Below are 13,879 nucleotides of genomic sequence, written 5' to 3'. Positions count from 1 at the left end.
CCTAGGACCATGAACAACATCCATCCGGCCGGTTGCTCCGTCGGATACCGTGTCCGTCCATGACCGTACCGACCACCGAAGCGCAGCCGCCGCGGTCGACTCCTGCGCAGACCCGGCGGGCGATCTGGAACACGATCCGCGGCTCGTCGGGAAACCTCGTCGAGTGGTACGACGTCTACATCTACACGGTGTTCGCCTCGTACTTCGAAGCGCAGTTCTTCGACGAGTCCGAGAAGAACTCGACGGTGTACGTCTACGCGATCTTCGCGGTGACCTTCGTGATGCGGCCGGTCGGGTCATGGTTCTTCGGGCGGTTCGCCGATCGGCGCGGCCGGCGCGCCGCGCTGACGGTCAGTGTGTCGCTGATGGCGTTCTGTTCCATGGTGATCGCGCTGGTGCCATCGCAGGCGACGATCGGGATCGCCGCGCCGATCGTCCTGGTGCTCGCGCGTCTTGTGCAGGGATTCGCGACCGGGGGCGAGTACGGGACATCGGCGACGTACATGTCCGAGGCCGCGACCCGCGAACGTCGCGGCTTCTTCTCGAGCTTCCAGTACGTCACGCTGGTGGGCGGGCACGTGCTGGCGCAGTTCACGCTGCTGGTGCTCGACGCGTTCCTCAGTGAAGACCAGCTGCGCGACTTCGGCTGGCGCATCGGTTTCGCGATCGGTGGGGTTGCTGCCGTCGTGGTGTTCTGGCTGCGCCGCACCATGGACGAGTCTCTCAGCGAGGACGTCATCGAGGCGACGAAAGCCGGCGAGGACAAGGGCGCCGGCTCGATGCGCGAGCTGTTCACCCGCTATTGGAGGCCGCTGCTGCTGTGCTTCCTGATCACCATGGGCGGCACCGTCGCGTTCTACACCTACAGCGTCAACGCCCCGGCGATCGTGAAGACCGCCTACAAGGGCGAGGGTATGACGGGCACATGGATCAACCTAATCGGCCTGATCTTCCTGATGCTGTTGCAGCCGGTCGGCGGGATGATCAGCGACAAGGTCGGACGCAAACCGTTGCTGCTGTGGTTCGGCTTCGGCGGGTTGGTCTACACCTACATCCTGATCACCTACCTGCCCGAAACCCGTTCTCCGCTTACCTCATTCTTGCTGGTGGCGGTTGGGTACGTCATCCTCACCGGCTACACCTCGATCAATGCGCTGGTGAAGTCGGAGCTGTTCCCGGTGCACGTTCGGGCGCTCGGCGTCGGTGTGGGATACGCGTTGGCGAACTCGATGTTCGGCGGCACGGCGCCGTTGATCTACCAGGCGCTCAAGGAACGCGATCAGGTGCCGCTGTTCATCGGATACGTCACCGTATGCATCGCGATCTCGCTCGTCGTCTACCTGTTCTTCCTGAAGAACAAGTCCGAGACATTCCTGGACCGCGAACGCGGGGCGGCGTTCGTCCGCTGACCACTGCTTTTCATAGCCCGTTGGATTCGCCTGCGCACCAGGCTGTTTGGCTGGTTCAGTTCACCTGGGGTGGTGGTTGGGGTTGGAAGGGTTCGTACCAGCGCCATTGGGCGTGTTCGCCGAGGGGTCCGGGGCAGGGCGCGACGTCGGGTGGGGGTCCGGTGGGTGTGCGGACCAGCGATCCGGGGTGCAGTGGTTCGCCTTCGCGGGTGGTGACGCGTAGTTGGTGGGCGGGTCCGGTGATGGTGATTTCGCCGCTGTGGTGCAGGCGGTGATGATACGGGCAGACCAGGATCAGGTTGTCCAGTTCGGTGGGCCCGCCGTCTTCCCAGTGCACGAGGTGATGAGCGTGCAGTCCGCGGGTGGCCCCGCAGCCGGGCACTCGGCAGGTGCGGTCGCGGTGCTCGAGGGCGCGGCGTAGGCGTCGGCTGATCACCCGTGTGGTGCGCCCGGCCCCGATGGGTTGGCCGTGTCGTTCGAGCCAGACTTCACAGCCGGTGTCACACAACAACAACTGCCGTTCGGCCTCCGATAAGACCGGGCCAAGATGGGGCCAGGCGGCGGCCTTGTCGAGGTCGAGGTGCACGATCACCGTGGTGTGCTGGCCGTGGGGGCGCCGGGTGGCTTCGGTGTCCCAGCCGGTGTCCACCAGGCGCAGGAACGCATCACCCAGGCTGGGAAACGGCGGTTGGCGCCGCAGATCACCGAGCCGCTCGCGGCGTTCGTGGGTGTCGCCGTCGGTGTCGGGGCCATGGTCGCGCAGTGTTCGTTGATCAGCGCGTCGCGGTGTGACTGCAGGGCGGCGTCGAACTTGGCGGCCTCCAGGGCGGGCAAGGTGATGCGGTAGGTGGTGGACTGCTCGCCGACGGTTTTGCTCAGCGACGGTTCGGGGGCGGGTGCGGGGCGTTCGGGTGCGGGGCGCGGTTCGAGTCTGGCTGCAAAGCGCAGTTGGCTGACGGTGGCCACCGAGGCCAGCTGCGCGTAGTGCTCATCAGAGCCTGGGCCGGCGTGTTGGGCGATCACCCCGACCTGATCGGCCGACAACTGTCCCTGGCGTAGTTGTTCGGTGCAGCGGGGGAACTCCTCGATGCGCTGGGCGATCGCGGTGATCGTTTTGGCGGTGGTATCAGACAGGCCCAGCTTCCAGGCCACCAGCGCTTTGACCGAGCGCGCCCCGGTGATACCCCACGACCGCTCACGTTCAATCTGAGCAACGATGTCCACGATGCGCCCATCGATGGCGTTGCGTTGACCTGCCAACTCCTCGAGCGCAGCGAACTGCGCCCCCAGGCGCTCATCGGGCGAGAGCTCCTCAGCCCCACAAGGCGCGGCGGTCAACGTCATAACCGCATCATCACACCCACCACCGACAAAAATTCGCCGTCCGCCGCTCACCGTGCTGAGATGGCCGTGAACAGCGAAAACCGCTGCCGTCGAGCCCGATTGACCCTCAGTCCTCCAGTGCCCGACCGACGATCAACGGGTCCGGCTCGCCGACCACCTCGTCATCTTTATCGTCGTAGTCGAAGCGCGACAACAGGTATCGCATCGCGTTGATCCGTCCGCGCTTCTTGTCATTGCTCTTCACGACGATCCACGGTGCGTAGTCGGTGTCGGTCGCGACGAACATCTCCTCCTTGGCCCTGGTGTACTGCTCCCACCGGTTGACTGCTTCCATGTCCATCGACGAGAACTTCCACTGCCGCAGCGGATCGACCAGCCGGATCGCGAACCGCGTCCGCTGTTCGGCCGGCGAGACGGAGAACCAGAACTTGGTGAGGTGCAGCCCCGAGTTCACCAGCATCTCCTCGAACGCCGGTGCCTGCCGCATGAACTCGGCATGCTGTTTCGGCGTACAGAAGCCCATCACCCTCTCCACGCCTGCGCGGTTGTACCAGGAGCGGTCGAACAGCACCATCTCCCCGGCGGTCGGCAGATGCCTGACGTATCGCTGGAAGTACCACTGCGACTTCTCTTCTTCCGTCGGCTTCTCCAACGCCACAACCCGGGCGCCGCGCGGGTTGAGGTGCTCCATGAACCGCTGGATCGAGCCGCCCTTACCCGCCGCATCCCGGCCCTCGAACACGATGACGTGCCGCGCGCCGGTGCGTTTGCTCCACTTCTGCAGCTTCAACAGTTCGATCTGCAGCTGCCGCTTTATCCGCTCGTATTCGTCGCGACTCATCCGCTCGTCGTACGGATACCGCTCGCGCCACGTCTCGATCGGCTTACCGTCGCGATCGAGCAGTACCGGGTCGTCTTCGTCCTCGTCGTTGACGGTGTATCCATGGTCGTCAGTCGACAGTGCGTCGAGGTCGATTTCCGAGTCTGCAGTCGTCATCACCGGCTCCTAACGACGCTCACCTACCCGGAAGGCTGCCGGGCTAATCGCGCTAATCTCAGCGGGTGCGGCTTCTCCGCGCCGTCGCCGGCGCCCCGTTCAGCTTCGCGTGGCTGCTCGTCTTGCTCATCACGACCCGCGTGCAGCGCTCGGCCGGACATCGGGGGTCGCGACGGATCCAGCGGAGGAATTCCACGAATCTGCGCCAGCTGCGCAGCGAACCCCATCGCGTCCTCACCACCAGCCTGTTCTGGCTCGACGACCAGAGGTGGTGGCCCTACGTCCCGGTGTTCGTCGGCGTCGTCGCCCCCGCGGAGCGCCGGTTGGGTTGGTGGCGTTGGCTTCTCGTCGGGATCGGCGCGCACGTCGTCGCTACCTACGTCGGCCAGAGCTACCTGCGGTTCCTCATCCGGAAGGGCCGAGCGCCGCAGCGAGCGGAGAACGCCCGCGACGTCGGCGTGAGCTACTTCGTCCTCGGGGTGGCCGGCGCCCTGTCGGGCTACACCCGCAAGCCGTGGCGCTCCGGTGCCCAGGCCGCCGCCGCGCTGGCGCTGGCCGGTAACGCCGCCGCCCGGCCCACGTTCACCGAAGTCGGCCACCTGACCGCGTTCCTCGTCGGGCTAGCGACCGTTGCGCTCGCACCCGACCGCGACGAGCAGCCCTATCCGTCGATACCCCGCTGACTCACGACCGTAGGCCGCTCACCGTTGAACCGCGTCACAGGCGGTGGCGGATACTGCCCGTAGATCCCAGCCGGATCGCCCTCGGCATAGAGCCTGCTCTCGTAGTCGGCGCGAGCCGCCAGAACGTCACGGCGATACTGCTCGCGTAGCTCTTGGGCTTTTCGAGCCTCGGCAGACTTGTGCCGCCAGAACAGGAATCCGCCGACACCGACCATGGGGACCACGATGACAAGCAACCATGGGTTCTCGGCAAGGATGCCGAGCACGACGAGTCCGAGAACCACGCCCGCAACGATCAGCGGCGTCCGGGACCGCGTATTGACGTTCACACCACCGGGACCACCGCCCACCGCGATCGCTGATCCAGACGATCCGCCGAAGATGGCGAACAGAATCCAAAACGGCAGCCAGAGCCCGCAGGAGAGAAACGTCAGAACGAGGTGCAGCGCGTGGTTCGTTCCTCCGCCCGACGACACCGCCACAGCCACCGCTGTCGGTGCCGCGACGCTCGGCGGTGGTGTCGGCACGAAGTGCTGCGTCCACCGCTGGCCGTCGTGATAGCGTCGCCCCGGCTGGCCGCTGGGATCAGGGAACCAGCCCGCGCTCATCGCGAAAACCCCTGCGCAGCAGAGTTCTTAATGCGCCCGGCCCAGCGCCGCGAGGCCAGTATTTCTGTCCGGCACACAGTGCCTCCCCTCAGGTCGTCCACGGTCTTCAACATGTGGGCATCGATCGGCCCCCGCGGTGGTGAAAGGTCCCCCGACGGCGCTCAACCCCCACGACCACTGACCGCACCACGAACGCTACGAAAAATCGGGACCCGGGGAATCAGGGGTTTCCCTATGAACGAGTTTGCTGGATAACTCCGCGCTCGAGCACCCCGCTGACCTCGGCACATCGGCGTGGAGGTTTCGCGACGGCCACCTCGGGAACGATGTGGCCATGGATTGGGAATGTGCTGTCGTCGGGGGAGGGGCGGCGGGGTTGAGCGCCGCCCTCGTGTTGGGGCGCGCGAGACGCCGCACGGTCGTCATCGACGCCGACGAACAGAGCAACCGCGTCTCGAGGGTAATTGGTGGTCTTCTCGGCTACGACCAGCGTCCACCCGCCGAGTTGTACGCGCAAGGCCGCCGCGAGCTGTCGGCCTACCCCAGCGTCGAGTATCGGCACGGCCAGATCATCAGCGGCCGCCCGGTCGACAACGGCTTCATCCTCGAACCCGACGATGGCGATCCGATTCTCACGAAGCGGGTCCTGCTGGCGACCGGCATGCAGTACAACCCGCCGGACCTGCCCGGGCTCGCCGAGCTGTGGGGCACCTCGGTATTCCAGTGTCCGTTCTGCCACGGCTGGGAGATGCGCGACAAGCGGCTGGCCACCATGGCCGCCGGGGAGGAGGCGATGCACTCGGCGCTGATGCTGCGCGGCTGGAGCGACGACGTCGTACTGCTGACCGACGGGCGCACCGACCTGTCACCCGAGGACAAGCGGGTGCTGAAGGCCGCCGACGTGACCATCGAGGACCGTCGTGTCGTCGAATTGCTCAGCGACGACGGACAACTGAGCGCGATCGCATTCGCCGACGGGGACCGGCTGGCGCGCGACGGTCTGCTCGTCGAGGCGCCCCTCAAGCAACGCTCACCGCTCGCCGACCAGCTGGGCGCCGCATGCACACCGGGCCCGCTGGCCGCCGACACCATCAGCATCGACCCGATCCATCGCACCGAGGCCAGCGGAGTGTTCGCCGCGGGCGACCTGTGCAGCGAACAGCCCTATGTGGCAGGTGCGATCGCCGCGGGATCGAAGGCGGCGATGATCATCGTCCAGAGCCTGCTGGCCGACGAGTTCAGCCTGCCGTACCCCCCGATCTGAGCACGCTCGCGGCGACGAACTCCCGCAGCTCGTCGGCAAGACGCGCGGGCTGATCCAGCGGTATCAGCGTGTAGCTGTCCCGGATCCCGACCAGGCGGCCATGCGGGAACAGTGACGCCAGACGTCGGCCGTGCTCAGCGGGCATCACCTTGTCTTCGGTTGCCCACGCCACGAGTACCGGCCTGTCGAAGGTCCGAAGCTGTTCAGTCAGCTCGGCCAGGCGCGCCCGGCTGGGCGTCGAGCCAGCGAAGGTACGTAGGTCGCGTCGTACTCCGCTGTCGACCAACGCTGGGCGGAACCATTGGTCCATCACGTCTTTGGGTATCGGGTGCTTGGCCATCCAGCCCCAGCCGCCAGGGGCGCGACGGAACCAGTCGAACCGCTGTAGCTGCATCGTCAGCCACAGGGCGCCGGGGATTTTCGCGCAGGAGGCGACAGCCTTGCCCGGTAGTCCTGGCGGATAGTTTTCGAAAGCCTCGCAGGCAACCAGAACCAGTGCGGCGATCCGCTCGGCGCCCTCGGCGACCAGGAACTGCGCACCTCCCCAGTCGTTGAGCACCAGGGTGACGTCCCGGAGATCCAACCGGTCGATGAACTCGCCGACCAGCGCCGCGACACCCTCATGGGTCACCAGCTCCCCACGCCTCATCGGCTGGCGGTGGCTGCCCAGCGGCAGGATCGGACAGATGCATCGATGCTCGGGCGCCAGCCGCGCAACCACGTTGTCCCACACGGAGTTATCCATGTTCACCCCGTGCAACAGCACGACGACGGGGCCGTTGCCGCCTGTATCCGAGTATTCGATGACTCCGGCGCTCAGGTCGACCCGATGCTGGGCCTGGAGAACATTTCGCATGGCACCTCCTAGACAGACCGACCGTCGGTCTGTAGCGTAAGGCAGGTGCGGGAGATAAAGCAACCTGAAGTTCGGAAGAGTGAGATCGTCAGCGCCGCGCTCAAGCTGTTTACGGAGAACGGGTACGAAAAGACCACCGTCGCTGCGATCATCGGCGAGCTCAGCGTCGCGAAAGGCTGCTTCTACCATCACTTTCGATCCAAGGACGAGGTGTTCGAAGCCTGCGTGCTTGCGGCCTCGCAGCAGATCGCAGACACGTGGATAGCGGCGCTGACGGACCACTCGAGGTCCCCGACTGCGCGCCTGATGGACTTTCACTTCAGCTACCGGGAACTGACTGATGCCGCCACCTCGGGTTTGATCGCTGATCTGTACTCGCGGGCGTTTACCGATATGCACCACCGCGTGACCGCGCAGGTCGCCACCGACGTGCTGCCCGCCGTGACAGCGCTGATCGAAGAAGGCGTGCAGCAGGGCGAATTCAGCGTTAGTGATCCGCATTTCACCGCCGTCGTCCTGCTCGGCGCCCTGCAGGGACTGCATGAGGCCTACGCCCCGCTGACCGATCTGGATCAGGCCGCGCACCGACGCAAGCTCGTCGAGGTGTTCGAGCGGCTCCTGGCCGCCAAGATTCCTGCAGAGGAGGATTCATGAACGCGGGCCACATCGATGTGCTGATCGTCGGCGCGGGACCCACCGGTTTGACGGTGGCGAATGAACTGGTCCGCCGCGGTATCCGCACCCGCATCATCGACGCCGCCGCCGGGCCGAACACCGAGACGCGCGCACTGGGCGTGCAGGCTCGCAGCCTCGAACTCTTCGATCGACAGGGGATCACCGAACAGCTGCTCGCGCGCGGGCTCAAAGCGCGAGTCTTCAACGTGTTCAGCGAGAACCGTCAGATCCTGCGAGCCGACTTCGCCGGTCTGGCATCGCCCTACCCATTCCTGCTGATGATCCCGCAGAACGAAGTGCAAGAGGTCCTCACCGCGAACCTCGCCGCGCTCGGCACCCACGTCGAGCATCAGGTCGAGATGGTGGCGCTCACTCAGCACGCCGACCACGTGAGTGTCGAAGCGCGACGGCCCGACGGCAGCAGCGAAACGGTGCGGGCGAGCTGGATCGTCGGCGCGGACGGGGCGCACAGCAGCGTCCGCCGACAACTCGGGCTGCGGTTCCTGGGCTCGTCGTTGGAGGAGAATTTCGCGGTCGCCGATCTCCGAATGGACTGGGACCTTCCCGGCGACGAGTTCTTCGCCTTCCTCAACCGGGGCAGATTCGTGGCCTACTTTCCGATGCTGCACGGCTGGCATCGCATAGCGGTCGCACAATACGAGCAACCCGCGCCCACCGGCGACGTGACACAGGTCGAATTGCAACGCGCCGTCGATGTCTGCGCGCCCCCAGGCGCCAAGATTGCCGAAGTCAGGCAGGCCGGCAGATTCCGGATCAACCAGCGCAGAGTCGAATCACACTCGGCCGGGCGGGCTTTCCTCATCGGCGACGCCGCCCATATCCACTCGGTGGTCGGCGCACAGGGCATGAACACCGGCATCCAAGACGCCTTCAACCTCGGCTGGAAACTCGCCGCAGTCGTGCGAGGTGAGGCGGACCGAGCGCTGCTGGACACTTACGCCAGAGAGCGCTCACCGGTCGCCAGACGACTCGTCAAAGGAACCCGGCGCATCACAAGGATGACCCTGCTGCGCAACCCCGTGAGCACGAAGATGCGCCGCACCATCGCTCCGCACATCCTGGCAAGTCGGCCGGTCCAGCGCACTCTGTTGCGCGCGATCTCACAGATCGATGTGTCCTATCACGATGACTCGGGTAGCGCGCCGCAGGGCCGGGCCGCCATCGGCGACCGTGCACCCGACGTGACGCTCGCCCCGCAGGATGGCACTACCACCCGGCTTTTCGACCTGCTGGACCCGACGCGGCACACCCTGCTGACTGTCGGTGACGCCACGCCGCCCGCTTCCGAATTACCCGATCGGATACGCGCAGTACGAGTCGACGACCTCGCGGTCGCTGCCACCTACGATCTGCCCGGCGGTGGCTACGTGCTCATCCGGCCTGACGGTTACATCGCTTACCGCAGTGATCAGCGCGACCCGTCGTCGGTGATCGAGAGCGTCGACCGCGTTCTCGCCCAACCTGTTTAGGAGTGACGATGAAGGCCGTCTGGATGGCCGAGTTCGGTGGACCAGAAGTGCTGCATGTCGGCGACAGCGCGGTGCCGGTGCCCGGACCGAATGAGGTGCTGATCGAGGTGGAGGCAGCCGGCATCACCTACGGCGACGTGATGAAGCGCCGGGGTGCGTTCGGCACCTTCGACTTGCCCGCGGGAATGGGGCAGGAAGTCGCGGGGACGGTTCGCAGCTCCGGCTCGGGTGGACCTGCCGTCGGGTCACGGGTGGCGGCGATGGTTGAGCATGGCTACGCCGAGTTCGCCACCGCGCAGACTGGTTCGGTTGTGCCGCTGCCTGATTCGGTGGACAGTCATGATGCGGCCATCCTCTGGGTCCACGGAGCGACCGCCTACCAGACATTGCGCGACGCCGGGAGAATCATGTTCGGCGATACCGTGCTGGTGCACGCCGCCGCGGGAGGTGTCGGAACCCTCGCGATCCAACTCGCCCGACTGCTCGGCGCTGGCGTCGTCATCGGCACGGCGGGAACTCCGCAGAAACTCAACCACATTCGGTCGTACGGCGCCGACTTCGCCGTGGACTACTCCGAAGCCGGATGGGCCAAGACCGTGCTCGAGTCGACCGACGGGCGTGGGGTCGACCTCGTGCTCGACTCCGTCGGCGGTCAAACCTCGCAAGACACCCTGAACTGCATCGCGCCGTTCGGCCGGATCGTCACGTTCGGAGCCGCAAGTGGAACCCCGCCGACGTACTCGGGGATGGCCTTGATGACACAGAACCTCACGGTGACCGGTTACTCCCTGATGGGTTGGCGCAGTCGCCCGGACGCGTTCAGCCAGGCCCTCGAACACCTCCTCGCATTCACCGCCGACGGCCGACTCCGCCCGAAAGTCACCGAGTACCGCCTCGATGACGTCGTCGAAGCGCACCGCGCACTCGTCGACCGACAAACCGTCGGCAGCCTCGTGTTACGGCCTTAGCCCAGCAGCGCGTCGCACATCACGGGCAGATCCCGCACCCGGATACCCGTGGCGTGATAGACGGCGTTGACCACCGCCGCGGCAGAGCCGACGATGCCGATCTCACCCGCGCCGCGCGAGCCCATCGGGTTGGCGTGCTTGTCGACGTCGTCGAGCCACATCGCCTCGATCGCGGGGACGTCGGCGTGCGAGCTGATGTGGTACGTCGCCAGATCCCGGGTGACGATGTGGCCGAAGCGGGGATCGCGCACGCTCTCCTCATGCAGCGCCATCGACAGTCCCATCGTCATGCCGCCGATCAACTGCGAGCGCAGTGTCGCCGGGTTGATCGCCCGGCCGATCGAGAACACGCCCAGCATCCGCGACACCCGGATCTCGCCCGTATGCCGGCTGACCCGCGCCTCTACGAAATGCGCACCGAACGAATACATTCCGAAGTTCGGCGCCTCCTCGTTCTCCGGCGCCTCCGCGGTGGTGGTGACGCCGACCTCCGGATGGTCGCCGTGGTCGTGCCGGAACTGTTGTGCCGCAGCGACGATGGCGCGACCCCACGAGCTGATGCCCGATGAACCGCCCTCCACCGATGCGGCGGGCAGATCGGTGTCGCCGATCTGCAGGTCGATCGCCGAGAGCTCGCAGCCCAGCGCATCGGCGGCGATCTGGCTCAACGCCGTCCACGTGCCGGTGCCGATGTCGACGGCACCGATCGCGACCGTGTAGCGGCCCGGGACGACACATTCGACGCGAGCGCTGTTGCCCGGCTGGATCATCGCGGGATACACCGCGGACGCCACACCCATGCCGACCAACCACTCACCCTCGCAACGGGTTCCAGGCTCCGGGTCACGCGATGCCCAACCGAACCGCTCCGCGCCGGTCTGCAGGCACTCGACCAGGCGACGGTCCGACCATGGGTTACCGGTCTCAGGATCGACGTCGGGTTCGTTGCGGATGCGCAGCTCGATCGGGTCGAGGCCGCACGCGACGCCCAGTTCGTCCATCGCGACCTCGAGAGCGAACATGCCGGGACACTCGCCGGGCGCGCGCATCCAAAACGGGACGGGCACGTCGAGCGCCGCCAGCCGGTGTGACGTCTTGCGATTCGTACCCGCGTACATCATGCGGGTGGGCACCGCGGCCTGCTCGGCGAACTCCTTGACCGTAGCGGTCTGGGTGATCACGTCGTGGCTCACCGACGTGAGCATCCCGTCACGGTCGGCGCCGAGACGCAGGTGATGAATGGTCGGCGGGCGATATCCGACGAAGTCGAACATCTGCTGCCGGGTGACCGCGAACTTCACCGGCCGTCCCGGAACCCGTTGCGCCGCCATCACCGCCAGCACATTGTGTGAGTGCGGCGCACCCTTGGAACCGAACCCGCCGCCCACGTACTTCGCGATGACGCGCACCTGTTCGGGGTCGAGGCCGAACGTCGCCGCCATCTCCTTGCGCACCGCGTGGACGCCCTGCGTCGAATCCCACAGAGTCAGCGTGTCGTTGTCCCACAGCGCGATACACGCGTGCGGTTCCATCGGATTGTTGTGCTCGTGTGGTGTCGAGTAGGTCTGGTCGACGACGACCGGCGCGTCGCGCAGCGCGGCTTCGGCGTCGCCCTCGGCAGTGTCGGTCGGATAGCCCGCGTTGACCTGCTCGGGCGCATACAGCTTCGGATCGTCGGCGCGGAGTTCGACGTCGTACCGAGAAGAGTCGTACTCCACCTGCACCAGACCCGCTGCATGACGGGCGGTCTCGGCGCTCTCGGCCAGCACGGCACCGATCAACTGACCACGGTAGTTCACCTGCGGGCCCTGAAGGATCGTGAGGTCACCGTTGGAGGTGTCAGCCGACTGAGACTTGTCGAACACGGTGAGCACGGCCAGAACTCCGTCGACCGCTTCGGCGGCTGAGGTGTCCATGGTCGTGATGCGGCCGTTGGCGATGGTGGCTTGGACCGGATGGAGGTAGGCGGCGTTCTCGACCGCGTACTCGTAGGCATACTCCGCGGTCCCGGTGACCTTGGCGGGCCCGTCGAGACGGGTGACACGCTTACCGATGGCGCGGGGTTCGAGGGTGGTCATCGTTGCTCGCTCAGTTCCGTCAGGGTGGCGATGATGGTGCGGCGGGTGAGTTCGACCTTGAACTCGTTGCCCGGCAACGGTTGCGCGTCTTCGAGTTCGGCGTCTGCGGCCCGTCGGAACGTGTCTTCGGTGGCTGGCGCACCTGTGAGGACCTCTTCGGCGCGGCGCGCACGCCACGGTTTGTGGGCGACGCCGCCGAGTGCGATGCGGGCGCTCGTGATCCTGCCGTCGTCGACGACGAGTTCTGCGGCCACCGACGTCAACGCGAACGCGTAGGAGGCGCGGTCGCGCACTTTGCGGTACGTCGACCGGGCTCCGTTTGGCGGCGCAGGGATCTCGACCGCGGTGATCAGCGCGCCGGGCGGCAACTCGGTGTCGCGGTCGGGGCGGTCGCCGGGCAGGCGGTGAAATTCCGTCATCGGTAGGCGGTGTTCGCCGTCGGCGTCCACGAACACGACCTGCGCGTCGAGCGCGGCCAACGCGACGGCCATGTCCGAAGGGTGCACGGCCACACAGTGTTCGGAGGCGCCGAGGATCGCGTGATAGCGCACGTAGCCACCGATGGCGGAGCATCCCTCGCCCGGCGTGCGCTTGTTGCACGGTGTGGTGACGTCCTGAAAGTACACACACCGGGTGCGCTGCAACAGGTTTCCCGCGGTGGTCGCGAGGTTGCGCAACTGGCCGGAGGCCGCCGACAGCAACGCCCGCGCGAGGACGGGGTAGCGGCTGCGGACCACGGGGTGGGCGGCGAGGTCGCTGTTGCGGACGTCGGCGCCGACGCGCAGGGCGCTGTCGGGCAGCTGCTCGATATCGGTGAGCGGCAGGTGGCCGACGTCGACGACGAGGGACGGTTCGAGGATGCCGAGTTTCATGTGGTCGACGAGGTTGGTGCCGCCGGCGAGGAACACGGCGTCGGGACGCTCGGCGACCGCGGTGACCGCGTCGGCGACGCTGGTGGCGCGGTGGTAGTCGAACGGGATCATCGGGCGGCCTCGCTGATGGCGGCGACGATGTTCGGATAGGCGGCGCACCGGCAGAGGTTGCCGCTCATGCGTTCGCGGATCTCATCATCGGAGAGTTCGGGTGGCTTTTCGAGATCGTCGGTGACGTGGCTGGGCGCGCCGGACTTGACCTCGTCGAGCATGCCGACGGCTGAGCAGATCTGCCCTGGGGTGCAGTAGCCGCACTGGAAGCCGTCGTGGTCGAGGAACGCCTGGGCGACGGGATGCAGAGCGTCGCCGTCACCGAGGCCTGAGGCGGTGACGATCTCGGCGCCGTCGTGAGCGACGGCGAAGGCGAGGCAGGTGGTGGCACGGCGGCCGTCAAGCAGGACCGTGCACGACCCGCACTGGCCGTGGTCGCAACCCTTCTTGGGCGCGGTGACGCCGAGGTGTTCGCGGAGCAGGTCGAGCAGGGTGACGCGGTTGTCGACGTGCACGGAGTGCTCGGTGCGATCGACGGACACGGTGATATCGGTGAAGTGGGCTGACTCCATTGTCGGCAGGTA

At 66.4% G+C, this 13,879-nt stretch carries 12 protein-coding genes and 1 pseudogene; 6 read left to right on the top strand and 7 right to left on the bottom strand.

Annotated elements, in window-relative coordinates; genetic code table 11:
* The first annotated feature begins 59 nt into the window (after positions 1 to 59).
* Positions 60 to 1,409 (top strand): MFS transporter, encoded by a 1,350-nt coding sequence (locus tag CEX88_RS17410; protein WP_068193190.1) that lies wholly within the window; start codon positions 60 to 62, stop codon positions 1,407 to 1,409.
* A gap of 55 nt (positions 1,410 to 1,464) precedes the next feature.
* Here CEX88_RS17410 and CEX88_RS17405 read toward each other — a convergent pair.
* Positions 1,465 to 2,753, bottom strand: a pseudogene (locus CEX88_RS17405) (HNH endonuclease signature motif containing protein).
* A gap of 106 nt (positions 2,754 to 2,859) precedes the next feature.
* Positions 2,860 to 3,750, bottom strand: coding sequence for a polyphosphate kinase 2 (ppk2, locus tag CEX88_RS17400; RefSeq protein ID WP_064395844.1), 891 nt, complete (start codon positions 3,748 to 3,750; stop codon positions 2,860 to 2,862).
* Positions 3,751 to 3,815: 65 nt separating this feature from the next.
* Between ppk2 and CEX88_RS17395 the strand changes: the two genes are divergently transcribed.
* Positions 3,816 to 4,433: a rhomboid-like protein gene (locus CEX88_RS17395; protein WP_094294429.1), complete on the top strand. Its 618-nt coding sequence runs from the start codon at positions 3,816 to 3,818 to the stop codon at positions 4,431 to 4,433.
* Here CEX88_RS17395 and CEX88_RS17390 read toward each other — a convergent pair.
* Positions 4,412 to 5,041: a DUF2510 domain-containing protein gene (locus CEX88_RS17390; RefSeq protein ID WP_094294428.1), complete on the bottom strand. Its 630-nt coding sequence runs from the start codon at positions 5,039 to 5,041 to the stop codon at positions 4,412 to 4,414. The genes CEX88_RS17395 and CEX88_RS17390 overlap by 22 nt on opposite strands.
* 334 nt (positions 5,042 to 5,375) lie before the next feature.
* On the opposite strand from CEX88_RS17390, the gene CEX88_RS17385 reads away from it, so the two are divergent.
* On the top strand, positions 5,376 to 6,305 hold the full coding sequence (locus CEX88_RS17385) for an NAD(P)/FAD-dependent oxidoreductase (protein ID WP_094294479.1): 930 nt from the start codon (positions 5,376 to 5,378) through the stop codon (positions 6,303 to 6,305).
* On the opposite strand, the gene CEX88_RS17380 is transcribed toward CEX88_RS17385, so the two are convergent.
* The gene (locus CEX88_RS17380) at positions 6,280 to 7,161 is read right to left on the bottom strand and encodes an alpha/beta fold hydrolase (RefSeq protein ID WP_094294427.1); all 882 of its coding nucleotides are present in this window, start codon (positions 7,159 to 7,161) and stop codon (positions 6,280 to 6,282) included. The genes CEX88_RS17385 and CEX88_RS17380 overlap by 26 nt on opposite strands.
* Before the next feature lie 45 nt (positions 7,162 to 7,206).
* Here CEX88_RS17380 and CEX88_RS17375 point away from each other — a divergent pair, with 45 nt between their 5' ends.
* From CEX88_RS17375 to CEX88_RS17365, 3 genes are read left to right on the top strand one after another with little or no spacing between them, the layout of a single operon-like run.
* Complete coding sequence (locus CEX88_RS17375; RefSeq protein ID WP_094294426.1) at positions 7,207 to 7,815, top strand: TetR/AcrR family transcriptional regulator; 609 nt, start codon at positions 7,207 to 7,209, stop codon at positions 7,813 to 7,815.
* Entirely contained in the window at positions 7,812 to 9,326 is a 1,515-nt protein-coding gene (locus CEX88_RS17370) for an FAD-dependent monooxygenase (RefSeq protein ID WP_094294425.1), read from the top strand. The genes CEX88_RS17375 and CEX88_RS17370 overlap by 4 nt, the downstream gene beginning before the upstream one ends.
* 8 nt (positions 9,327 to 9,334) lie before the next feature.
* Complete coding sequence (locus CEX88_RS17365) at positions 9,335 to 10,294, top strand: quinone oxidoreductase family protein (RefSeq protein WP_126315896.1); 960 nt, start codon at positions 9,335 to 9,337, stop codon at positions 10,292 to 10,294.
* Here CEX88_RS17365 and CEX88_RS17360 read toward each other — a convergent pair.
* From CEX88_RS17360 to CEX88_RS17350, 3 genes are read right to left on the bottom strand one after another with little or no spacing between them, the layout of a single operon-like run.
* Positions 10,291 to 12,372 carry a xanthine dehydrogenase family protein molybdopterin-binding subunit gene (locus CEX88_RS17360; protein WP_094294423.1) on the bottom strand — a complete coding sequence of 694 codons (2,082 nt, stop codon included), beginning with the start codon at positions 12,370 to 12,372 and terminating at the stop codon, positions 10,291 to 10,293. The two genes, CEX88_RS17365 and CEX88_RS17360, sit on opposite strands and share 4 nt — an antisense overlap.
* Positions 12,369 to 13,355, bottom strand: coding sequence for an FAD binding domain-containing protein (locus CEX88_RS17355; RefSeq protein ID WP_094294422.1), 987 nt, complete (start codon positions 13,353 to 13,355; stop codon positions 12,369 to 12,371). Before CEX88_RS17355 ends, CEX88_RS17360 begins: the two co-directional genes overlap by 4 nt.
* Positions 13,352 to 13,867 (bottom strand): 2Fe-2S iron-sulfur cluster-binding protein, encoded by a 516-nt coding sequence (locus CEX88_RS17350; RefSeq protein WP_094294478.1) that lies wholly within the window; start codon positions 13,865 to 13,867, stop codon positions 13,352 to 13,354. The genes CEX88_RS17355 and CEX88_RS17350 overlap by 4 nt, the downstream gene beginning before the upstream one ends.
* Positions 13,868 to 13,879 lie beyond the last annotated feature (12 nt).

The sequence above is a fragment of the Mycobacterium neumannii genome (assembly GCF_002245615.1).
GTDB lineage: Bacteria > Actinomycetota > Actinomycetes > Mycobacteriales > Mycobacteriaceae > Mycobacterium > Mycobacterium neumannii_A.
This window is presented reverse-complemented; position numbering and strand designations above follow the sequence as displayed.